This window comes from Nonlabens ulvanivorans, from assembly GCF_000732625.1.
Taxonomy (GTDB): Bacteria; Bacteroidota; Bacteroidia; order Flavobacteriales; family Flavobacteriaceae; genus Nonlabens; species Nonlabens ulvanivorans.
Window position 1 is genome coordinate 1,223,347 of the sequence record NZ_JPJI01000032.1, and the last position, 24,977, is coordinate 1,248,323.

Genomic DNA, 24,977 nt, shown 5'->3' on the forward strand with positions numbered 1-24,977 from the left:
AATTTTACTATGAAACATTTTTATGCTACTCTTTTAGCTTTATTCACTGTTTCTATGATGGTTGCCCAGTGTAACTATTCATTAGAAATGCTGGATAACTTCGGTGATGGTTGGGGTAATGGTTCACAGATTTCTGTGACTATTAATGGTGGTACACCTCAGGTGTATACAGTTCCTAATCCTCCAGGAAACATTAACACAGTATCTATTACTGTAAATGATGGTGATACGATATCATTAGATTATGTCGCTGACTCAGTGACACCTGGTGATAATGAATTTACACTTTATGATTCTGAAGGAATTGTTGTGGCAACTTCAGGCTTTTCACCAGCAACTGGTAACTTTTTTAGTGGTGCTGCATCATGTCCTTCATGTCCAGCAGTTACTAATATAACCTCAAACAATGTAGTTGCAGATTCTGCTGAGATTGCTTGGGTTAATGGTGGTACTGAAACACAATGGATTATTGAGTATGGTGTTGCACCATATACTTGTGGTTCTGGTGGTACTCAGGTTACAGCAAGTTCAAATCCATTCACAATTACAGGTTTAAGTTCTATAACTACATATGATGTATATGTTATAGCTGTTTGTGGAGCAATGGATCAAAGTGCTTGTCAAGGTCCAATTCAGTTAACAACGACTGAATCTTGTCCAAGCCCATCTAATTTTGCGCCAGTAACACAGACTTCTAATAGTATTTCATTTGTATGGGATGCAAATGGAAATCCAAATCCTACTTTTGAAGTAGAGTATGGACCTTCTCCTTATACTCAAGGCTCTGGTGGAACTACAGTTCAACAATTTACGGCACCTTTTGCAGATGTTACTGGGTTAGCTTCAGATACTAGTTATGATTTTTATATCCGCATAGACTGTGGAATGGGTGACTTTAGTTTATGGGTAGGTCCTTATACGGCTCAAACTCTTATATCTTGTTTTCCAGTTAGTGCTTTACAAGCTGATTTTGTAGGTTCTGATTTAGCTGACATTTCTTGGTTAGCAGGTCAAACGGAAACAGAATGGGAACTTGAGTGGGCGTTAGCAGGAACAATTACTACACCTTTCTCTACACCTTCTCAAGGTACAGTAGTAAATGTGATGACTAATCCATCTACACAACTTACAGGTTTAACAGATGATACTGCTTATGATATTTATGTAAGAGCAGTTTGTGATCCTGTAGCTCCAGATTATAGCTCTGTTCAAAATATTTCGATTGCGACACAATGTCTGCCATTAGCTGCAACGACAGCTATGCCTTATTCTGAGGATTTTGAGACTTTTACTGCAAACACAGACTTTGAAAGAGAAAATTGCTGGTCTGCAACATTTATGGGGACTAATAACTTCAGTGAGTATGACTGGAATGTAACTACAACTGGTGTAACTCCATCTGGAGGTACAGGTCCTGATGCTGCAAATTCTGGTACAGGATACATGTATATAGAAACATTAGGTAATAATGGTGACACAGCAACTTTGTTTTCTCCAATTATTAATGTTGATGGTTTAACAGAGCCTTCGGTACAATTCTATTACCACTTATTTGGTCCTAACATGGGAGACTTAAGTGTTGATGTGTATGATGGTACAACTTGGCAAACTGGCTTGTTTACAAGTTCTGGTCAAGTTCAAACGGCGGGTAATGATCCTTTTGAACAAGCGATTATTAATTTAGCTGGTTATACAGGTGATATTCAAGTACGTTTTGTTTCCACTAGAGTTGGTTTTACCTCTGGTGATATGGCTATTGATGATTTTAGTGTTGAAGAAGCACCAGCTTGTGCTCCTGTTTCTTTATTAAATACAGGTGTCCTTAACGCAAATGATGCCGAAATTACATGGCAAAGTCAAGGTTCTGAAACAACTTGGATTGTTGAATATGGTCCAACAGGTTTTGTTCCTGGTACTTCGGCAACTGATCCAGATGTATTTGAGGTTTCAGTAACAACCAATCCATACACTATTACAGGATTAGATGATACTACGACATATGATTTTTATGTAACTGCAGATTGTGGTATGAGTACATTAAGTACTCAAACAGGACCAGATACTTTTACTACAGCATTCTTACCACCGTCAGGTGTAAGTTGTCCTGGTATGGATAATGTCTTCGTGTTCCAAGAAGAATTTGAAACTAATGATAATGGGTGGACAGGAGATATTGGTGTAGGTACTACAACAGCTGCTTTGTGGAATTTTAATAGAGCTATATCGCCAGGTTCTACAAATACAGGTCCGGACGCACCATTTAGTGGTGGTGGATTTGCTTATTTAGAGACATCGGGTACGGTAACAACACCTGCTGAAATTGTTTCTCCAGCAATTGATTTAAGTTTTGCAACGGATGGCGCAGAATTAAGTTTCTATTATTTTGCATACGGTGCAGAAATTGATGAATTTACAGTAAATGTAGGTACTTCTCCTACAGGTCCTTGGACAAATGAATTCACAGCTATTGGTCAACTTCAAACCGCTGGTAGTGATCCTTGGGCACCAGTAGGTGTCAACTTGGATGCTTACGTAGGTCAAGTTATTTACCTGCAAATAACTGGTAAAGAAAGTGCGACAAATGGATTTACCGCAGATATTGCGATTGATCTGTTGAGAGTAGAGACTTGTGGTGCTTTTTGTTCACCACCTAGTATGTTAGCTGCTTTGAATATTACAGATACTACGGTTGATGTAGATTTTGCAGATACTAATGCTACGGCTGCAACTAGTTATGAAGTTTTAGTACAACCGGCAGGCGATCCTGCTCCAGATGCTACTACAACTGGGATTCAACAAACTGCAACAGCTAATCCTTATAACTGGACAGGTTTAACAGCTTTCACTAATTATGATGTTTATGTTAGAACTGATTGTATGGGTGCTGCAGGATTCTCTGTTTGGTCTGGGCCAATTTCTTTCCAAACTGCTTGTGCTGTTTTTACAGCACCTTACTCTGAGAACTTTGAGACGTTCACTGCTACAACAAATTTCTTAGAAGAGAATTGTTGGTCAGCTGATGCAGACGGTACTTATGATTGGAATGTAGATAATAACGGGTCAACGCCAAGTACTGGTACAGGTCCTTTAATGGCCTTTAGTGGTACCAATTATTTCTATACAGAGGCTTCATCTACCGGTGCTGAGGCTCGTTTAGTTTCTCCTATTATAGATTATTCAACTTTAACTACGCCTTCTATTCAATTCTATTATCACATGTTCGGTGCACAAATAGGTACTCTTCATGTTGATGTTAATGATGGTACAGGATGGATTAATGATGTAGATATGATTGTTGGTGCACAACAAACAGCGCAAGCTGATGATTGGATTCAAAGAATCGTTGATATTAGTGCTATAACTGGTTTAACAGGAACAGAGTTGTCAGTACGATTAAGAGCTGAGTCTAATGGTACTTTTGCAGGTGATATTTCAATTGACGATTTTAGAGTTGATGAAATACCTACTTGTCCAGCACCTTCTGCGTTAATGGTTGATGATACGTCAATTACTATTACTGATGCAACCATAGATTGGACTGAAAATGGAACAGCTACAACATATGATGTAGAATGGGGACCAATAGGTTACACTCAAGGTATGCCACCTGCTGCGCCTCTTGGAGGAACAGCAACTGGAGTAACTAAGCCTTATACTGTTACAGGTTTACAAGGAAGTACACAATATGATTTCTATGTTAGAGCTATTTGTGGGGCAACTGATACATCGGTATGGGTTGGTCCAGTTAGCTTTCAAACGTTATGTGATGCTATTGCTGCGCCATACTTTGAAGACTTTGAAACATTTGCTCCAAATACTTCATTTGTAGAAGAATTGTGTTGGACAGCATCTTCAGTAGATGCTTATGATTGGAATGTTGACGGAGTAGGTAGTACGCCTTCAACTGGAACTGGTCCTGCAAATGCAAATAGTGGTGTGAATTACTTCTATACTGAAGCTAGTTCTGGTACATCAGGTACTAGTGTTGCTACTCTAGTCTCTCCATTAGTAGACCTTAGTCCTTTGACAACTCCTTCTGTAGAGTTCTTCTACCATATGTTTGGTGGTCAAATAGGGACTTTAGATCTTGAAATAAATGATGGTTCAGGTTGGGTTAATGTCATAACAATAGGTCCTGGACAAATTCAAACAGCGCAAGCTGATCCTTGGGCATCGCAAATCAGTGATTTATCTGCTTATGCAAGTTCAACAGTTCAATTTAGATTTGTTGCTACAAGTGCAGGTACTTTTGAAGGAGATATAAGTCTAGATGATTTTAGAGTAGATGAGCTACCTGCTTGTCCTAACCCTAGTTTCTTAAGTGTGTCTAACTTGACAGATACTACAGCTGATTTATCTTGGACAGAGAATGGTGGTTCAACCGTTTGGACAGTTGAAGTACAGCCTCAAGGTGTTGCTCAAGGAACTATGCCAGCTGCATATTTAAATGCTGCAGCTACTAATGCGGAAACTGCATCTGGTCTTATGCCAGATACACTTTATGATTTCTATGTAACTTCAGATTGTGGTGCTGGTGCATTTAGTAATACTGTAGGGCCATTCTCATTTAAAACTGAATGTGCGCCATTAACAGCTCCTTATATTGAGGATTTTGAAACCTTTACTGCTAATCTTGACTTCGCTGAAGAAAATTGCTGGAAAGGAAGTTTCGATTCTACAAGTTTTACAGCTTGGGATTGGAATCTAGATGATGCTGGTGGTACACCTACAACTAATACAGGACCTAACTTGGCTTTTAATGGCTCATCTTACTTCTATATTGAAGGTAATGGAGGTGCTGCTGGTAATGAAGCGACATTATTATCTCCTTTAGTAGATGTGTCTACATTAACAGCTCCATCAGTACAGTTTAACTATCACATGTTTGGTGCAGTTACTGGTGTATTACATGTTGATGTAAATGATGGTTCTGGTTTTGTTAATGATGTGGTGTTAATATCAGGTCAGCAGCAAGCTGATGGTAATGCGCCATGGGAATTAGGTGTAATTGACTTAAGTACCTTTACAGGTTCTGTTGTACAAGTTAGATTTAGAGCTGAGCGTACAGATTCTGGTTTTACTGGGACTAGTGATATTGCTCTTGATAATGTAGTATTTGATGAATTACCTGCTTGTGCACAACCATCGATTCTTTCATCAGCTAATGTTTCTGATGTGGACGCAGAAATTTCTTGGAATGAGAATGGTTCTGCCACCTCATGGAATGTAGAATATGGACCTTGTGGATTTACACCTGGAACAGGTACAAGTGTTGTAGCTACTTCTAATACTGGTTTTCTAATATCTGGTTTAACTTCAGAGACTTGTTATGAGTTTTATGTTACAGCAGATTGTGGAATGGGTACATTAAGTGGAACAGCTGGTCCAGCAACATTCACAACAGAGTGTGCTGCAGTTGTAGCTCCTTATACTGAAGGGTTTGAAACATTTACAGTCTCAACAGCTTTCACTGATGAGAATTGTTGGAGTACACCTCAAACTTCTGGTTATACATGGGATGTGAGTACTAATGGTACTACTTCAACTAATACGGGACCAACTTCAGCGGCTACAGGATCTAATTATTTCTTCACTGAAGCATCTTCTGGATCAGCAGGTGATGAGGCAGAGCTTTTATCTCCATTAATAGATATGTCTGCATTGACAAATCCAGCACTTTCATTTGCTTATCATATGTGGGGACCAGATTTCGATACTTTACATATTGATGTAAATGATGGTACAGGATGGACACCGGACGTATTTACTCTTGTAGGTCAACAACAAGCAAATCAAGCTGATGCATGGCAAACTGCTATTGTAGGTCTTGGAGCTTATACTGGAGCAACTGTTCAAATTAGATTTAGAGGTACTCGTGGAGCTTCTTTCGGAGGTGATATTTCTATAGATGATGTTGTGGTTGATGACTTTAATGGTTGTTTAACTCCAACAAATGTTGCAGCGGCTAACATCACTGCAACTTCTGTTGATATTTCTTGGTCTGCTGGTGGTTCTGAAACGGTATGGGAATATGCAGTATTGCCTAGTGGTTCTGGAGCTCCAACTGGAGCTGGTACTTCAACTATGAATACTATGGAATCTGTTTCTGGTTTAGCTTCTTCTTCAAGCTTTGAAGTTTATGTAAGAGCTGATTGTGGAATGGGTAACTTTAGTTCATGGGTTGGTCCTATTAACTTTGCAACTGATTGTGCTCCTATAGTAGCGCCTTACGGTACAGCTACTGGTGCTCCAGGAAATGACTTTACTGCATATCCAGGAGTTTGCTGGTCAGAAGGTGATGATACAGCTACAACAGTTGGTCCTAATGGTGTAGATGGTGCTTGGGCATCTGATGACTTTGCTAACGATGCGACAAGTTCTAATGGTCAGGCAGCTAAGATTAATATTTGGAATACTGCTGCAATCAATGACTGGTTAGTAACACCTGAATTTGATTTGGGAACATCTGGTAATTTTGAAGCGATTTTTGATATAGCCCATACTACATTTGCTGCAACTGGTGCAACTGCCTTTACTGGTGATCAACAAATACAATTGTTAATTACTGATGATGCAGGTTTAACTTGGACAGCTATTCAAACTTGGGATGCTACATCACCTGCTATTTCAAACACAGGTCAATTAGAAACCGTAAGCCTTAGCAGTTATACGGGAATAGTGCAATTAGCATTCTGGGGTACTAATGGTGTTACTGGAGCCGGTACTGACTCAGAGTTCTTCGTAGATAACTTCACTATAGATGCAACACAAAGTAATGTGTCTATCGAGGAGTTAGGATTTACTTTCTATCCAAATCCTGTTAAAGATGTATTGAATATTAATGGATTGCAAAATATTGATAGTGCATCTGTTATGAATATGTTAGGGCAACAGGTTATGAATGTATCACCTGGTGTAACTAATGCTCAAATTGATATGACTACTCTAAGTGCTGGAGTTTATCTAGTTCAAGTAACTACTGACAGTCGTACTTCGACGATTCGAGTAGTGAAAGAGTAATTTTTATATAACTTTTTTAGAAAGGCTGTTCTTAATTGAACAGCCTTTTTTTATTCCCTATTTTTACAACGTGATAGAACTTAATTTTTCCTTTGTAATACCTGTTTATAATCGTCCTGATGAGGTTGAGAAATTGCTTTTGAGTATTTCTCAGTTAGATTATCATAAAAGTTTTGAAGTGGTCATAGTAGAAGATGGTTCTGCTATAACCTGTGAGTCTGTCTGTTCTCGCTTTCGCGAAAGCGTGAATATTTCTTATTTTTTTAAATCTAATTCTGGTCCAGGAGAATCTCGTAATTATGGAATGCAAAAAGCAAAAGGTAATTACTTTATTATCTTAGATAGTGATTGTATTCTTCCTAAAAATTATTTATTAGCCGCTGAAAATGCGTTAATATCTGATTATGTGGATTGTTATGGTGGTCCAGATGCTGCACATGATAGCTTTACATCATTACAGAAAGCTATTAATTATAGTATGACTTCTTTTTTTACAACTGGAGGAATTAGAGGTGGTGGTGAGCAACTTGATAAGTTTCAACCACGTAGTTTTAATATGGGCTTAAGTAAAGTAGCTTTTCAAGCTACTGATGGTTTTGGGAAAATTCATCCCGGCGAAGATCCTGATCTGAGTATAAGGTTGTGGAAAGCAGGTTATCGCACCAGGTTAATTAAAGAGGCATATGTATATCATGAAAGACGTATATCATGGAAGTTATTTTATAAACAGGTTCATAAATTTGGTATGGTTAGGGTTATTTTAAATAAATGGTATCCAGATACATCAAAGCTTATTTACTGGTTGCCTAGTTTATTTTTAATAGGTTTGCTTTTTTCTTTCATCTCTTTTTTATTAGGTTATATATGGTTTTTATTTTTAGCTTTATTTTACTTCCTGCTTATCTTTATAGATAGTTCTATTAAAAACGGTGCTATAATCGGATTGTATTCTGTTTTTGCTGTAATTGTTCAATTCACCGGTTATGGTCTTGGTTTTTTAAAGTCATATTATTACTTGAATTTTTTAAAAAAAGAAGAAAAAAATCAATTTCCGCAATTGTTCTTTAAATAACATCCTATGAGCCTAGAGTACAGAAAATGGTTGACTTTTTCTACGTTTGTTTTAATAGCAGGTTTATTGTGGTTTTTTTTTAAGTATAAAGAAGTTTATACACAGCATGTTGCTGTGGATGTTTTGTGGGTGAATGTACCTAGTAATGTGAAGATTAAAGATGGTTTATCTTACCAGTTAGATGTTGAATTAACGGGTAACGGTTTTAATTTACTTAAGGCTAGTTATGTTGCTCCAATTGTAGAACTTGATTTTCAGAAATATGTCTATAAGAATGGAGATTATTTTTTTGATCCTAAATCAGTCATGGGTAGTTTAAAAACTCAACTATCCAATAATTATAAAATTGGGTACGTCTCAGAAGAGCTTATAATTATTAAGGTCGATGAGTTTATTTCCAAAAAAGTGGGTTTGAAATCAAAAATTAAAACGGTCTATGAGGATAATTATTTACCAGTTGTGAGCCCATACTTTATCCCAGATTCTGTGGTTATAACTGGAAATGATTTGTTGATTAAAGATTTAGATATGCTAGAAGTGAGTCATATAGATGTTGCGATTAAAGATACTTTGGTGATTAAACATATTGATCTCGTTGAACTGTATCCCGATATTAAAGTTGAGCCTTCTAATGTTGACTATGTAATTAAAAGTGCAGTAATGACTGAAGGCGCGTTTATGGTACCAGTAGACGTGATTAATAATAAGGATAATGTTGCTGTTAAAATTATACCTTCAGAAGTAGAGGTTGTTTTTAATTGTAAGTTACAGGAGTATGAAATGATTGATGTGTCTGATTTTAAAGCGATTGTTGATTATAATGACCTGAGTGAAGATTATAATCTAATAACGACAGATGTGAAGATACTTAGTGATAAAGTTTCTTCTATAAGGTTTTCTCCTCAACAAATTCAAATATTAGTAATGCGATGATAGTCATAGGTCTTACAGGAGGAATAGGTAGTGGTAAAACTACCGTTGCTAAGGAATTTGAAAAGTTGAATGTGCCTATTTATATAGCCGATGAGAGGTCAAAGTATATTTTATCTAATGATGCTGAGGTTATTGAAAAAGTTAAATCTTTACTAGGTGAAAAGGCTTATGTTGAACTTAATGGTAAACTAGAGGCTAATAGACCTTTTATTGCTAGTAAGGTGTTCAATAATAAGAGTTTGTTGGAAGGGCTTAATGAAATATTGCATCCTGCAGTACATCTGGATTTTGATAAATTTTGTGTGAAACATAATAATGCTGCTTATATCTTATATGAAGCTGCGATTCTATTTGAAACTAATGGAGATAAAAGGTGTGAAGCAACTATTTTAGTAACTGCAACACTGCAAGAACGATTGAAAAGAGTGATGGATAGAGATTTAGTGACTAAAGAAGAGGTTCTAGCTAGAATGAAAAATCAATGGTCCCAAAAAGAAAAACTAGAGTTAGCTGATTTTGTAATAATTAATGATAATATCGATTTATTAACTAGTAAAGTGTATTTAATTCATCGTTTTATGTTAAATAGTTAAGGATTGTTATTTTTATTATAGATGTTAACATTTGGTTAAACGCTTTTTAACACTTTACGATAGTGTTAAATTTGTGCGTGCAACAGAAATTACTTTATACATTAATCGCTCTGATGAGCCTTTCATTAGCAGGTATTATTGCGGTCCAGATTTACTGGATTGTGGATAGTATCAATGGAAGAAATGAACAATTCTCCTTTGCGGTAAGACAATCATTAGTAAATGTAGCTAAAGAAATAGAAGACCAAGAAGTTGAATATTATTACAGAGCTGTAAATCGAGCTATAGATAGTTTAGATATAGCTCCCAACTCAATGAACATGAGTTCTCTTTTGATGCGTATAAGGGATGCAAATGTTGATGAGGCAATTACATATTCTAATAGTATTCAAGGTGAGAGTTACAAGCTTAATGCTCCTATATTAGATATAGAAATGGATAGCGTGATGTTTACTAAGTTGTTAAATCGTCGTGTTAAAACTATTAAGCGCAATACTTCATTAGACGGTGCACCTGTTAATTCTGAAGAGTCCTATGAGAAATTAAATCAATGGGACATGTTAAGTAAAAAAATGTTCATGGAATCCATTGCAGATCAATCTGCGAGTCTTCCTATAACCCAGCGTGTAACTAATAAACAGGTTGAGGAATTACTAAGTAAAGAATTAAAAGAACGTCAGATAAATTCTAGTTTTGAATTTGCTATACATCAGGATAATTTTCCTACCAGAATTCAATCTGCTAATTTTGATGTCGATGATTATTTTACATGGGGAATTCCGGTTTTTAATTCTGATAGCGCAAATAACCAGTCCTATAAACTATTAATCAATCTACCAGGAAGACAAAAGTTTATTTTGTCATCTGTTTTAGGTATGGCTGGTCTTTCATTAGTATTTACTCTTATTATTGTAATTGCTTACTCTAGTGCTATATCCCAGTTGTTTCAACAACGTCAGATATCACAGATTAAAACGGATTTTATAAATAATATGACGCATGAGTTTAAAACACCCATTGCGACCATTAACCTGGCATTAGACTCCTTAAAACATCCCAAGATAAGTTCAGATCCTGAAAAGGTTGCTAATTATCTTAGAATGATTAGAGAAGAAAATAAAAGAATGCATTCACAAGTAGAGAATGTTTTGCGTATTTCTAAATTAGAAAAGAACGATTTAGATATTCAAAAAGAGAATTTAGATCTCAACGATGTCTTAGAAGATAGTATTTCACACATAGCCTTAATTCTAGAGCAAAGAGGTGGCTCTCTACACCGTCACTTTGGTGCATTGCGCACGACTGTGCTTGCAAATGAAAGTCATTTGAGTAACGTATTTGTTAATGTTTTAGAAAACGCAATTAAATATACTGATGAATCTGAAGCTCCTGTCATAGATATTTATACAGAAAATGTCAGAGATAAGATTGTCATTAAAGTAAGAGATCAAGGAATAGGGATGAGTAAGACAGCTCAACGCAAAGTATTCCAAAAATTCTTTAGAGAACATACTGGTAATATTCACAACGTAAAAGGACATGGTTTAGGTCTAGCATATGCTCAACGCATTGTTGATGACCATCATGGCGATATTTATGTGGAGAGTGAAAAAGGCCAAGGAAGCACATTTATAATTAATTTACCTTTAATAACTTAAACTTATGGAAACTGTAAACAAAAAGATTCTTCTTGTTGAAGACGATCCCAACTTTGGGACAGTATTAAAAGATTACCTGATGATGAACGACTTTGACGTGGTGCACGCAAAGAATGGAATGGAAGGGTTTGAAAAATTTAAAAAAGATAACTATGATCTTTGTATCCTAGACGTAATGATGCCATATAAAGATGGTTTTACACTAGCCAAAGAAATAAGAGAAAAAAATGAAGAAGTGCCTATCATTTTCTTAACTGCAAAAGCAATGAAAGAAGATGTTCTTAGAGGTTATAAGGTAGGAGCAGACGACTATTTAAATAAGCCATTTGACAGTGAAGTATTGCTTATGAAAATCAAAGCAATCATTCAACGTAAAGGAGCAGATAGTCTAGCAGATTCTAAAGAATTTGAATTTCAGATTGGTAACTTCCATTTAAATTCAAAACTTAGATTCTTAACGCTTAATGATAAAGAGCCTATTAAATTATCTCCTAAAGAGAATGAGTTATTGCGTTTACTCGCATTACATCTTAATGATCTAATGCCTCGTGAACTTGCACTTACTAAAATATGGAGAGATGATAATTACTTTACCTCTCGTAGTATGGATGTATATATTGCAAAACTACGTAAGTATTTAAAATCTGACGAGAACGTAGAAATCGTGAATATTCACGGTGAAGGATTCCGTTTACTAGTAAAAGATCAAGTAGATTTTTAATTATTAAAGTCCATAAGTTTTTCACTTACTCGCTGCACAATATCTGTGTGGCGAGTTTTGTAGTGAAACCACATCACGTCTTGGTCCTTACGATACCAGGTCATTTGTCTCTTTGCAAACCGGCGTGAATTTCTTTTAATTAACCGTATTCCTTCTTCTAAATTGTAACTGTTTTCAAAAACACCCATCAATTCTTGATAACCAACAGTTTTTAAAGAGGTAAGATCTTTAAAGGGTAATAGTGATTTAGCCTCACTAACAAGACCATTGTTGATCATGATATCAACTCTAGCATTGATAAGATCATACAATTCATCTCTTGGAGCTTCTAGACCGATTTTAATGATATTAAAATCTCGTTGCTGCTTAACACCAGATCGATATTGAGTAAATGTATTTCCCGTAGCTCTACAAATTCCTAAGGCGCGTATTAACCTTCTCGGGTTTTGTAAATCAACCTGATTATAGTATTCAGGATCTTTCATTTTTAGTTCCTCTTGTAAAGCTTCAATGCCATCTTCCTTATAAAGTGATTCGATCGCATCATTTATTGTATCAGGAACTTCTGGTAATTGATCGAGACCGTGTGTCACCGCTTTTTCATATAATGCACTGCCGCCTACCATGATTACTGTGTCACGTGATTTGAATAAGTTTTCTAGCAATTTAACAGCATCTCTTTCAAAATCTCCAACTGAATAGGAATCATGAATACTTAAGTTTTGAATAAAATGATGATTAGCTTTTGCGAGTTCTTCCTTAGATGGAACAGCGGTACCTATCGTCATTTCTTTAAAAAATTGCCTAGAGTCGCAGGAAATAATTTCTGTTTTATACGCTTTCGCGAAAGCAATACTTAAAGCAGTCTTTCCAACTGCGGTAGGCCCTACAATAACAATAAGATTTTTTTTAGTCATGTAATGGATAGCCACATTTGTGACAGAATTGAGCAGCATCTTGATGCTTTTTGGCTAGACAATTTTGACAGACTTGAGTATTCACATGTCTATAATTAGGGCTTTCAGATCCAAGGTTGTCACTTTTGCTTTTTAAATCTTGAGCATATTCAGCACTTACAATTCCTGTGGGTACTGCAATAATTCCGTAACCCATAATCATAATCAAGGTAGCTAGAAATTGACCTAAAGGTGTCTCTGGAGCGATATCACCAAAGCCTACGGTAGTCAATGTAACGATACACCAATAAATTGATTTAGGGATACTGTCAAAACCATGTTCTGGTCCTTCAACAAGGTACATTAAGGTTCCAAAGATGATTGAAACTACCATGACTGCAAATAGAAAGACCGCAATCTTGGGGCCACTAGATTTTATGGCTTTACTTAATTTATCTGCTTCACCTATATATCTAGTTACTTTTAAAATTCTAAAAACTCTTAAAAGTCTCAAAGATCTTACAGCCAGTAGCGCACTGAAACCGCCAAAGAAAAAAGTAAGATACAAAGGTATGGTCGATAAGAAATCGATAATCCCGTAAAAGCTAAAAATATACTTAGTCGGTTTATTAATTGAGATGACTCTCAAAATATACTCGATAGTGAAAAAGATGGTTACTATCCACTCTGCAGTGATAAACGGAATAGCATATTTTTCACCTAATCCAGGTATGCTCTCTAGCATTACCAGTATTAGACTTATGACAATAAGAACTAACAATATAACATCAAACCACTTTCCAGCAGGCGTGTCTGCTTCATAAATTATTTCATGAATCTTACGTTTCCAGGCAGGTGCAGATGTCGTATTATGCATTAATAATTTTTAGGATATTTTGCAGGTTGAGCTTCATTCATGATAGCATATACTTTATCAAATATATCATCTACACTAGGTTTAGAGAAATAATCACCATCTGTACTATATGCTGGTCTATGTGCTTTTGCAGCTAGAGCTTGAGGTTTACTGTCTAGGTATCTCCATGCATTTTGTTGATCAACAATTTTTTGTAAAATAAATGCACTAGCGCCGCCAGGTACATCCTCATCGATGACTAATAGACGATTTGTTTTTTCAACGCTATCCTTAATTTCTTGATTTATATCAAAAGGTAGTAAAGATTGTACATCGATAATCTCTATGTCAATTCCAGCTCTTTCTAATTCAACTGCAGCTTCTTCTATAAGCCTTAAGGTTGACCCATAAGATACTACGGTAATATCTTTCCCTTCCTTAAGAATTTCTATTTGCCCAATAGGTGTTTTAAACTCACCTAAATTGACAGGAAGTTTTTCTTTAAGTCTATAACCGTTAAGACACTCTACAATTAGCGCAGGCTCATCACTCTCTAACATGGTATTGTAAAAACCAGCGGCTTGCGTCATGTTACGTGGCACTAAGACGTGAATACCTCTTACAGAGTTGATAATTCCTCCCATAGGTGAACCACTGTGCCATATTCCTTCTAGTCGGTGACCACGTGTTCTTATGATAAGTGGAGCTTTTTGTCTTCCTGCCGTTCTATATTGAACAGTAGCAAGATCATCACTCATTATTTGTAAACAATAGAGTAGGTAGTCTAAATATTGAATCTCTGCAATAGGTCGTAAGCCACGCATTGCGAGACCTATTCCTTGACCTAATATCGTCGCTTCACGTATGCCTGTGTCAGACACGCGCAGCTCACCATATTTTTCTTGCATGCCTTCCAGCCCTTGATTTACATCACCTATCTCTCCAGCATCTTCACCAAAAATCATAGTATCTGGACGAGAGGCAAAAATAGCATCAAAGTTATCTCTCATGATTAAGCGAGCATCTACTTCTTCAGAGTCATCATTATATTCTGGTACAACAGCTTCAATTTTAGTAGCTGCCTGGGCAGATTCACTATATAAATGACTGCTGTATTTATTTTGAATTTCTTGACTATAACCATTCAACCATTGGTTAAGAGCAGTGATAGCTTCACTATTTTCTTTTAACGTATAGCGCAATGTTTTACGCACTGTTTCAAGAATTTCTTTACGGATGGGCTCTTTAGTAGATTTAAGGTTTTCTATCATTGGTTTGATAAAAACACCATCTGCAGACTGGTTAGCTACATTTTCTAATAAAGGAAGTACGGCATCACGCTCTTGTACAATAGGATTGATAAAAGCAGACCATGCAGCTTTCTTTCCATCTCGTACTTGCTTTTTAATATCCTTTTCAATAGCTGATAACTCGTCATCAGTCGCAAATTCATTATCTAATAACCATTTACGGAACTGTACGTTACAATCATAAGTGCGTTCCCATTCAAGACGTTCTTCATTCTTATATCGTTCGTGAGAACCACTAGTACTATGTCCTTGTGGCTGAGTTAATTCTTGAACATGGATCAGTACTGGTACATGTTCTTCGCGAGCAATTTTGCTTGCCTTTTCATAGGTTTCTACCAGTTCTACATAATCCCAACCTTTAACGGTCATGATTTCAAAACCAGCATCTTCATGATCACGCTGGAAACCAGCTTGTATTTTAGAAATGCTTTCTTTTGTTGTCTGATGTCTAGCATGTACAGAGATACCATATTCATCATCCCATACACTTATAACCATAGGTACTTGTAAGACACCTGCGGCATTAAAGCTTTCCCAGAAATGTCCTTCACTCGTACTTGCGTTACCTATCGTTCCCCAAGCTACTTCATTACCTTTATTTGAAAAGCCGTTATCTTCAGGAATTAAGTCATTATGTCTGTAAACCTTAGATGCTTGAGCAAGCCCCAGAAGTCTAGGCATCTGTCCAGCAGTAGGAGAGATATCTGCACTTGAGTTTTTCTGATCGATCAACCTTTTCCAGCTTCCATCTTCATTTAAACTATGCGTTGCAAAGTGTCCACCCATTTGACGACCAGCGCTCATAGGTTCTTCTTTAATATCTGTATTTGCATAAAGACCGGCAAAAAACTGTTCTATAGTTAATTCGCCTATTGCCATCATAAAAGTTTGATCACGATAATATCCACTACGGAAATCACCATTTTCAAAAGCACGTGCCCATGCTAATTGAGGAATTTCTTTTCCGTCACCAAAAATTCCAAATTTTGCTTTACCGGTAAGTACTTCACGACGTCCTAAAAGGCTACATTCACGGCTAGTTACCGCAATCTTGTAATCTTTAATCACTTCTTGTTTGAAGTCAGATTTTACTAGTTTTTGTTCTTGGATTTCTTCTGTTTGCATAGCGCTTTTTCTATAATTGCAAAGGTAATGATTAAGCAGTCGAGATGCAATAGCCTTTCTAATACCAACGCCTCGTAAACAAACCAGTAAGAGTATTTAAATCTAGTGTGAGTATAAATCTTACTCGCTGGTCATAATCGCCTTGACCTACTTCCCAGCCATTACTACTATAAATAGGTAAGTAGACTTCAAAATAATCTTGTAATAAATTTAACCTTAAACCAGAATCATAAACGCCAGCAAGTGGAGTGTTACGGTTTTTAACCACACCTACATCTGCATATGCAAATACATATTTCCAGATACTGTATGATGTATTAACCGTGCTTATAAATTGGTTTGCGTATGGTGTTTCTAGTTGTGATTTAAAGCCACCTTCGGCAATGATAAGTTGTTGTGAGAAGAAACCACTTTCATCTGAGCGACCATAATAATTATAATCAAATAGGTAATCTGTAGGTCGGTCTAGTGCAAATGAGAAAAAGTTTCCATCATTTTGAGTCTCGTTATGTAAAAATGCACCGCTAAAAAATCTGATGTTTAATTGTCTATTGTCTTTAAACAGTTTTCTCCACTGTGTTCTGAATGTCGCCTTACTAAATCTGCTAGAGACTTCAACGCCTGCGTTATAGCTAAAATATCTCTTAAAGTTACGATCTTGATTATTATAGTTGATTGAGAAAACGTTATAATCGGGCTCATTAACTGGATTTGCAGGATCTCTATCCCTATCTACTAATACGTTTCTGAAGGTAAGAAATGATCTTTTATTGCTACGCAAATCTTTAGGTCTGAAACCTAAATTAAGCCAGGCACTCGCACGACGGTACAGTAAATCATCTGCATAAGAAAAACGATTTGCAGACACGCCATAGCGCACAAAATAAATGCTCTCATCATGTTTTTCTAAATTATGTGTATAAGATAAACCGACAGATCCAATTACTTTGTTAGAGTTTAGACCATAAATAGGTTTTATAGTATATCTGAATGGCTTAGGTAATAATGTCCCATTTGAAAATCGTGCTCCTACAGTGACTCCATCATACACATTAAATCCTAAGTCAGGCATTAAGAAAACTTGTGCTCTTTCTGGATCTTCAATGTCTTTAAAAAGTCTGAATTCAATAGGTCTATTTTGAGCAAATCCTTTTAAAGTTTTATAGTTATCATGCATGGTAAACTCTGGTATGAGTTTTTCATAATTGAGAGAAATTCTATTGGCACGCTTTCGCGAAAGCGTAATCACAGTATCTTCTACAACATGATCAATCCATATTTTTTCAACGATACTATCTTTATCGAGACTGTAGAGTGCTATAGGAAGATCTCGATCTGATTTGTTTTTAAGAAATACTTTTACGGAATCACCTATTTTTTTTACTCGCTTGATTTTCCAATCCATGCGAGTGTATTTTGTAATATAATCTTTAAAGAACCAGTCGATGTCTTTAGTGTTCTTACTTTCTAGAATAGTTTTAAAATCACTGACGTGAGATAATTTCAACTTATTTTTTTGATAAAACTCTTTAATCGTCTGGTCTACAGAATTATTGCCAGAATAATCTTGAAGATATTTTAAGCCTATAGCAGCTTTATTGATGATTCCTAATTGTTGATTGTACTTTACCAGTGAGTCTGATCTAGTTGTGATACTTTGATCTAGATTCAATCGAGCGGTGTTTAAGTATAAAAAGTTATACTGATCATTAAAATCTAATTGTGTGATATTGAATCCTCTTATTCCCCAAATATTACTAAGCTTACCTGCTATTTTTAAATTTGGATAATAGGTCTGGTTATATTGTTGTAATAAATAGACCATCATACCATCTTGTAGCCAGTTTTCATCTCTGGGATGTAATCTGGCACCACTTTCTAACCATTTTCTGGTCATGGCTTTAATGACTTTTATTTCATAAGTAAAGCCAGCAGGAAAAGGATTGATAAAGCTAGGTAGTGAACTTAAACCATAAACAGGATCTTCTCTATAATATCGATCTGTAATGAGCATATTAGGATATGCATATGCCCCTAATTTTTCATTCAAAAATCCAGAAATACGGTCAATGAATAAAGCTTTTAATTCTGGTGGTACATCACCATCTTCAATATCTGTGGTAACATTTAAATCAGGAACACCAAAGTTTTTATAACGTTGAAGATTTTGTTCAAGGTAAAGCTCTACATGGGCTAGGTGGTTGCCCTTTAATAAATAACTGTTTTTGTAATCTGTTAATCCAGAAGTTATAATAGGTGCATTAGTCACTACTTGATGAGAAGTAGGCAGGTGCAAGGATAAAGAGTAATTTGCTAAAGCTGGATAGTAGTCGTTAATTCCTTTATGCGAGAAATATTGCCATTCACCTTGATCAAATACTGCTGGCGTGATATACCAGTAACGCAATGCATAATTGCCTGTACTACTTTTACCATAACCTGTAAAGTCATCTTCTGGTATTACTATATCATATTGCCAAACAATTGTTTTAGATGCGCCTGGTAATAAAGGCTCATTAAGTATTAACTCGATAATATCAACTTGATGAGGTAGCCTTTTTATTGTAAAGTCTAAATTTGCTGTGGAAGATTTAAAGACCGTTTTACCACGATCATCTTCTGGAGCAAATTGAAATTTATTTTTAAAATCCTCGGCAAATCGATTGGCTAGCGGTGTATCTTTAGAACTGAAAGCATGTGCCCAATCCAGCATTACTATTTTATCCCAACTCACATCGCTGTCGTTTTTTACAATCATAGAGTCTTTGATATGCAAAACATCAGACTCTGATTCTAAAGTAGCGATCATATGATGTGAGTGCTGTGCTTGTGAAATACAAGACAACATCAAAAGCAAAATAAACGTAAGTTTTCTCAAATCGTTATGGTATTTGCTTTGGTAGGTTAGCAGTGTACAGAATATTAACGAATAAAATACGAGATTAGTTTTAAGTTTTAGAAGTTAGGACTTAAATCATACTTCTGATAAAACTCATTGATAATAGCAACAGCCTCATCTGATGTGTCCACAATATGTAGTAAATCGATGTCTTCAGGACTAATAGTAAAGAACTTCTTATCTAGTGTGCCTTTAATCCAATCTAGTAATCCACTCCAGAATTCAGTTCCTACTAGAATGATAGGGAACTTACCAATCTTATTAGTTTGAATTAAGGTAATTGCTTCAAACAACTCATCTAACGTACCGAATCCTCCTGGCATTACTACAAAACCTTGAGAATATTTTACAAACATTACTTTTCTTGCAAAAAAGTAGTCAAAATCTAGACTCTTATCGTGATCGATATATGGGTTATCATGCTGTTCAAAAGGCAATGCTATATTTAAACCTACAGATGTACCACCATTAAGGTGCGCACCTTTATTACCTGCTTCCATAATACCAGGTCCACCACCGGTGATAACACCATAGCCATTATCTACAATTTTACCAGCAATTTCTGTCGCTAGTTGATAGTATTTATTATCTGGTTTTAATCGTGCGCTACCAAAAATAGACACACATGGACCGATACGACTCATGCGCTCAAATCCCATTACAAATTCAGATAATATTTTAAAAGTAGCCCAACTGTCGTTAGTCTTCTTTTCATTCCATCCTTTTTCTCTAGCTTCTTTTCTCATAATATTTTTAATTTCTTAATTAAACTGGCGCTTTACCACTTAATCGTTGTGTTTTATTGCTATTCATGATTAATAGCAATAATTGTTTTATTGAAAGTGCATCACATGCCTAATTCTTTCTTCAAGAATCGTGCAGTGTGACTCGTTTTATGTTTTGCGACCTTTTCTGGTGTTCCGGTAGCGAGAATTTCTCCACCACCACGTCCACCTTCTGGACCTACATCTATAATATGATCAGCAATTTTAATCACATCCATATTATGCTCAATAATTAGTACTGTATTTCCTTTATCGACTAATTTATTAAGAACTAGCAATAATACTCTAATATCTTCAAAATGCAATCCTGTAGTAGGTTCATCTAGTATATAAAAAGTATTACCAGTATCTCTTTTAGATAATTCACTGGCAAGTTTAATACGTTGCGCTTCTCCACCAGATAGAGTAGTGGATTGCTGTCCTAGCGTGATATACCCTAGACCTACATCTTTTATCGTTTTTAATTTGCGATAAATTTTAGGAATAGGTTCAAAGAAGTCTGTTGCTTCATTAATAGTCATATTAAGAACATCACTTATTGATTTTCCTTTATAACGTATTTCTAGTGTTTCCCTATTGAATCGTTTTCCCTGACAGGTCTCACAAGTGACATAAACATCAGGTAAAAAATTCATTTCTATCACACGCAATCCACCACCTTTACAGGTCTCACAACGTCCGCCCACTACATTAAAGCTAAATCTACCTGGCTTATAACCACGTATCAATGCTTCTGGAGTTTTAGCAAATAGACTTCTTATCTCGTCAAAGGTTTTAGTATAAGTTGCTGGATTGGAACGTGGTGTTCTTCCTATAGGACTTTGGTTAATGTCAATTACTTTATCTACTGCATCTAGATTTTTAATGCTTTTATAAGGTTTAGGTATTTTTACTCCATTAAAAAAATGAGCATTCATGATAGGGTAGAGCGTCTCATTAATCATGGTTGATTTACCGCTACCAGATACTCCAGTCACGACAATCATTTTACCTAGTGGCAAATCGATGGAAACATTCTTAAGGTTATTACCGGTGCAACCTTTAAGCGATATTTTCTCACCGTTTCCTTTACGTCTTGTTTTAGGGACATCAATTTCTAGCTTACCATTCATATACTGAGCGGTAAGTGTATCATGATTAAGTATTTCTGCCGGTGTACCTTTTGAAATGATTTCTCCACCATATTTTCCTGCCCGTGGACCTATGTCTATAACATAGTCTGCACGCTCAATCATATCTTTATCATGTTCTACAACTACCACACTGTTACCAGTGTCCCTTAAAGACTCTAGGGAATTAATTAATTTCTCATTATCTCGTTGATGTAGTCCAATACTAGGTTCATCAAGTATATATAAAACACCTACTAATTGTGAGCCTATTTGAGTAGCAAGTCTTATTCTTTGTGCCTCGCCACCTGAAAGTGATTTGGCACTACGATTTAGCGATAGATAGTCCAGTCCTACATCTAGCAGAAATTGCAATCTAACACGTATTTCTTTTAAGAGCTCTGTGGCTATCTGTTCTTGCTTTCGCGAAAGCGTGCTTCCCAAACCATCGAACCATTCTACCAGTTCTGCGATGTCCATATTTGCTAACTGCGCGATGTTCATTTCATTAACCTTGAAATAGAGCGATTCTTTGCGCAATCGTGCTCCTTCACAAGATGGACAGTCTATATGATCCATAAACTCTTTTGCCCAACGTTGTAGAGAGGTACTATCATTATTTGTAAAAGTCTGATCTATAAAGTTTGCAATACCTTCAAAATCTATTTTGTACTTACGTTTTACACCTAGGTCTTTAGAATTAACTTCCAAAGACTCATTACCACCATAAAGAATCATTTGAATAGCCTCTTCTGGAATTTTATTTATGGGATCAGTAAGTTTAAAATTAAACTTTTGAGCGATTAGATCCAGCTGCTTAAAAATCCAATCCTTCTTCATGGTAGGATAAGGCGCGAGACCACCTTTAGAGATTGAAATGCTGTGGTCTGGTAATATTTTATCTGGATTTACCTGGTATAATTTCCCGATACCATTACACTTTGGACAGGCACCTTTAGGTGAGTTAAATGAGAAGTTATTAGGTTCAGGTTCTGGATAAGAGATGCCTGTTTCTGGACACATTAATGTTCTAGAGAAATAACGTCCTTCTTTATCGCCAGCTTTAACCAGCATAAGAATATCGTTCCCGTGATACATTGCTGTATTTATGGAAGCATCTAATCTTTTAATATCTTCTTCACTATCGCCAGGTACAATACGATCTATAACTATTTCAATATCGTGTGTTTTATAACGGTCTAGCTTCATCCCTTTTTGAATGTCTAGAATGACACCATCTACACGTACTTTTACAAAACCTTGTTTTGCAATAGATTCAAACAGCTCGCGATAATGTCCTTTTCTTGAATTAATGACTGGCGCAAGAATGTTGATGCGGTCTCCTTTATATTCATCAATAATAAGGTCCCTTATTTGCTCGTCGCTATAGCTTACCATCTTCTTACCTGTGTTATAAGAATAAGCATCACTGGCTCTTGCAAAAAGCAGTCTTAAAAAGTCATAAATCTCTGTAATCGTTCCTACTGTACTACGCGGACTTTTACTGGTCGTTTTTTGTTCGATAGCGATTACTGGAGAAAGGCCATCTATTTTATCTACATCTGGACGTTCTAATCCACCTAAAAACTGGCGTGCATAGGCACTGAATGTTTCTATATAACGGCGCTGACCTTCAGCATATATAGTATCAAATGCTAGCGATGATTTACCTGAACCAGATAAACCAGTGATCACCACTAATTGCTCACGTGGTATATCAATATCGATATTCTTAAGATTATGTGCTCTTGCACCTTTTACTTCAATAAATTCTTGAGGTCTCGCCATAGTTTTTTGCAATCTTGCGAAGTTACTTAAAGCGCTTTAATATAGAGTTTAAAGTCTACTTAAAGTTATGTGATATTGTTCATAGGATTGTTACGTTGATTAACTTGTTTAACGTACTGTTCATCCTTTTTGTATTAATTGATTTATACGGTTAAACAGACAAAATGGAAAATGGTCTAAAAAACAACTTTTTAAAAACCAAAGGAGAATTAAACACGTCTATAATATCTATTAATCTTTAAAATACGCTTTTATGAAGCATTTATACCAAACCCAAAATGACCAATTCTCTGTCGCTTATTTCCTTTTAAGAACAATTCTAGGTGCATATTTAATCTATCATGCTAGTTTAAATCTTTTTGATTTTGATGCTTTTTACCTAGATAGTATTAATTATTCTAATAAGACCGGTTTTCAAAGTTTACTAGGAATAGTATCCCCATTTCTACCATTTGTTGAGCTGTTTATAGGTGTCCTTATCTTAACCGGTTTATATACGTCAGTATGTTTGCGTTGGTCTATTATTTTAGGGATTCTAGTAACTATTTTTCTTCATATAAGTGGAGATTATCAAGCGGCGCTATGGCATACCTACTTAATTGTCGCTAAAGTTATATTAGTCAGTAATCTATATTACAATAGATTATCTGTAGACTATTATCAACTTTGGCAAATATATAATGAGACAGAATCTGAAGATGTAGAAGAGTACATCAAATATGAGACTATTGAGTAAATAAAAAATAATAATTTGTAAAATATAGTATTCTTTCCATAATGTAAAGTATATTTGTCATTATTATAAAATAACTTTACAATATGAAAAATTCTGTTTTAAAAAGATTTTGCGAGTTAGAAAAAAAAGGTGGTGCATTTCCATTATTACCAGCTTCATTTTTATGGATAGGTATAGGAGTATGTGTTCTTTCTATTCTTACAATGACAATAGTAGCCTTACAGGCAGGTGATCATGTTCTTTTTTTTAAGGAATTGTGTATGCATTTTATTTTAGTTGGTCTTTTTATGATGACACTAGCTAAAGATAAAAATGAAGATGAACGCATTAAAAGATTAAGGTATCGAGCGTTTGCATTTGCATTTGTATTAGGGACATTTACACTATTGATGATGAGAATAGTAGTCGTTACAATTAATAGTATCAAAGATGAGTTACCACAGGAATGGGAATATAATCAGAGTTTTTTCTTTATTATCTCTTCATATCTGTTTTATTATCTAATGTACTTTCAGATTTTTAAAAAGCAGTTGTAATGAAGAATACAGTTCATGTACAACGTGCGATCCATCAGATGAATCAAACAGAATTAGCTCAAGCTATTGGTGTATCTAGACAAACGATAAGTTCTATTGAGAAAAATAGATATGTACCATCAACCGTACTAGCTCTCAAAATGGCTAGACTTTTTAAAGTACCTGTTGAAGATATTTTTATTCTTGAAGAAAGTGATGAGTGATTATTTCATCACTTTCACATCAGTAACGGGAATTTCTATACCATACAGGCTACGTGTAGTTGGTAAAGGAAAACCACCATCCGTCATTTTCCAATCGCTCCATTTTGCCTCGATACCATCAAAAGGAATAATACTTACCCACATTTTAAAAGCAACAGGTTTATTATCTTCATCAACTTCCCATACATAAACATCACCTGGAGTAGTGCCGCCAGATTTATAACGTACTAGTAGTTTTCTTTTCCCATCCTCTTCAATGAGCTCGCGCTCTGTGCCAATATCAAAAATTTTATAAGGCGCAACAACCCAAAAACTATCATTATTAAAGTTTTTTGAAGCATAGGCAATGGCATCTTCTAATTCTTTACCACTCAGTTTTTGATCACCTTTCCATGCAAAACTTATTTGTGGATATTGAGTTGCGTAAGCAACTTTATAGTCTTCCCAGTAAACATCCACCGCGTTTTGCTGGACTTTCCATACATATTTATTGACACCTCTAAAAGTCCAATGAATTTCTTTTACTTGCGTAAATTCTTTATTGTTAATCGACTCAAGGATAGCATATCCTAGCTCATCTGCCGCAGCACCTTTTTCTCCTTGCGGTACATCGTCATTAAAAACTATTTTTAAAACGATAAAAACGACTAAAAGTAACGCAAGTATCCCTAGAACGATTTTTAATAAAATTCTTCCGATTTTTTTCAAAGCTGAATGTTTTTGTGCAATTTCGGGTC

Annotated in this window: 16 protein-coding genes; 9 read left to right on the forward strand and 7 right to left on the reverse strand. The window is 35.6% G+C overall.

Features of this window, described 5'->3' with window-relative positions; all coding sequences use genetic code 11:
* Positions 1–9: 9 nt before the first annotated feature.
* The 6 genes from IL45_RS12610 (at position 10) to IL45_RS12635 (ending at position 11,997) form a co-directional block, all read left to right on the forward strand.
* The gene (locus IL45_RS12610; RefSeq protein ID WP_036584528.1) at positions 10–7,020 is read left to right on the forward strand and encodes a fibronectin type III domain-containing protein; all 7,011 of its coding nucleotides are present in this window, start codon (positions 10–12) and stop codon (positions 7,018–7,020) included.
* Between the two features lie 73 nt (positions 7,021–7,093).
* Positions 7,094–8,092 carry a glycosyltransferase family 2 protein gene (locus IL45_RS12615; RefSeq protein ID WP_036585368.1) on the forward strand — a complete coding sequence of 333 codons (999 nt, stop codon included), beginning with the start codon at positions 7,094–7,096 and terminating at the stop codon, positions 8,090–8,092.
* A 6-nt stretch (positions 8,093–8,098) separates the two neighbouring features.
* On the forward strand, positions 8,099–9,025 hold the full coding sequence (locus IL45_RS12620; RefSeq protein WP_036584530.1) for a YbbR-like domain-containing protein: 927 nt from the start codon (positions 8,099–8,101) through the stop codon (positions 9,023–9,025).
* A complete protein-coding gene (gene coaE / locus IL45_RS12625; protein WP_036584532.1) occupies positions 9,022–9,618 on the forward strand; it encodes a dephospho-CoA kinase in 597 nt (198 codons plus the stop codon). Before IL45_RS12620 ends, coaE begins: the two co-directional genes overlap by 4 nt.
* Positions 9,619–9,731: 113 nt before the next feature.
* Complete coding sequence (locus IL45_RS12630) at positions 9,732–11,276, forward strand: sensor histidine kinase (protein ID WP_051788726.1); 1,545 nt, start codon at positions 9,732–9,734, stop codon at positions 11,274–11,276.
* Between the two features lie 4 nt (positions 11,277–11,280).
* A complete protein-coding gene (locus IL45_RS12635) occupies positions 11,281–11,997 on the forward strand; it encodes a response regulator transcription factor (protein ID WP_036584538.1) in 717 nt (238 codons plus the stop codon).
* Here IL45_RS12635 and miaA read toward each other — a convergent pair.
* From miaA to uvrA, 6 genes are all read right to left on the reverse strand, one after another.
* Positions 11,994–12,953 carry a tRNA (adenosine(37)-N6)-dimethylallyltransferase MiaA gene (gene miaA / locus IL45_RS12640; RefSeq protein ID WP_235183351.1) on the reverse strand — a complete coding sequence of 320 codons (960 nt, stop codon included), beginning with the start codon at positions 12,951–12,953 and terminating at the stop codon, positions 11,994–11,996. The two genes, IL45_RS12635 and miaA, sit on opposite strands and share 4 nt — an antisense overlap.
* The gene (locus tag IL45_RS12645) at positions 12,907–13,770 is read right to left on the reverse strand and encodes an ion transporter (RefSeq protein ID WP_036584543.1); all 864 of its coding nucleotides are present in this window, start codon (positions 13,768–13,770) and stop codon (positions 12,907–12,909) included. The genes miaA and IL45_RS12645 overlap by 47 nt, the downstream gene beginning before the upstream one ends.
* Positions 13,770–16,184: an alpha-ketoacid dehydrogenase subunit alpha/beta gene (locus tag IL45_RS12650; protein WP_036584546.1), complete on the reverse strand. Its 2,415-nt coding sequence runs from the start codon at positions 16,182–16,184 to the stop codon at positions 13,770–13,772. Before IL45_RS12650 ends, IL45_RS12645 begins: the two co-directional genes overlap by 1 nt.
* A 58-nt stretch (positions 16,185–16,242) precedes the next feature.
* Entirely contained in the window at positions 16,243–19,032 is a 2,790-nt protein-coding gene (locus tag IL45_RS12655; protein ID WP_200875745.1) for a gluzincin family metallopeptidase, read from the reverse strand.
* Positions 19,033–19,139: 107 nt separating this feature from the next.
* Positions 19,140–19,829, reverse strand: a complete 690-nt coding sequence (locus tag IL45_RS12660; protein WP_036584550.1) for an LOG family protein — start codon at positions 19,827–19,829, stop codon at positions 19,140–19,142.
* A gap of 101 nt (positions 19,830–19,930) precedes the next feature.
* On the reverse strand, positions 19,931–22,765 hold the full coding sequence (gene uvrA, locus IL45_RS12665; RefSeq protein ID WP_036584553.1) for an excinuclease ABC subunit UvrA: 2,835 nt from the start codon (positions 22,763–22,765) through the stop codon (positions 19,931–19,933).
* A gap of 253 nt (positions 22,766–23,018) precedes the next feature.
* Here uvrA and IL45_RS12670 point away from each other — a divergent pair, with 253 nt between their 5' ends.
* The 3 genes from IL45_RS12670 (at position 23,019) to IL45_RS12680 (ending at position 24,240) form a co-directional block, all read left to right on the forward strand.
* Positions 23,019–23,501 carry a hypothetical protein gene (locus tag IL45_RS12670; protein WP_036584555.1) on the forward strand — a complete coding sequence of 161 codons (483 nt, stop codon included), beginning with the start codon at positions 23,019–23,021 and terminating at the stop codon, positions 23,499–23,501.
* 83 nt (positions 23,502–23,584) lie between these two features.
* On the forward strand, positions 23,585–24,037 hold the full coding sequence (locus IL45_RS12675) for a hypothetical protein (RefSeq protein WP_036584558.1): 453 nt from the start codon (positions 23,585–23,587) through the stop codon (positions 24,035–24,037).
* On the forward strand, positions 24,037–24,240 hold the full coding sequence (locus tag IL45_RS12680) for a helix-turn-helix transcriptional regulator (protein ID WP_036584559.1): 204 nt from the start codon (positions 24,037–24,039) through the stop codon (positions 24,238–24,240). The genes IL45_RS12675 and IL45_RS12680 overlap by 1 nt, the downstream gene beginning before the upstream one ends.
* Here the strand turns inward: IL45_RS12680 and IL45_RS12685 are convergent, their stop codons facing one another.
* Positions 24,241–24,948, reverse strand: a complete 708-nt coding sequence (locus tag IL45_RS12685; RefSeq protein WP_036584561.1) for a hypothetical protein — start codon at positions 24,946–24,948, stop codon at positions 24,241–24,243.
* Positions 24,949–24,977 lie beyond the last annotated feature (29 nt).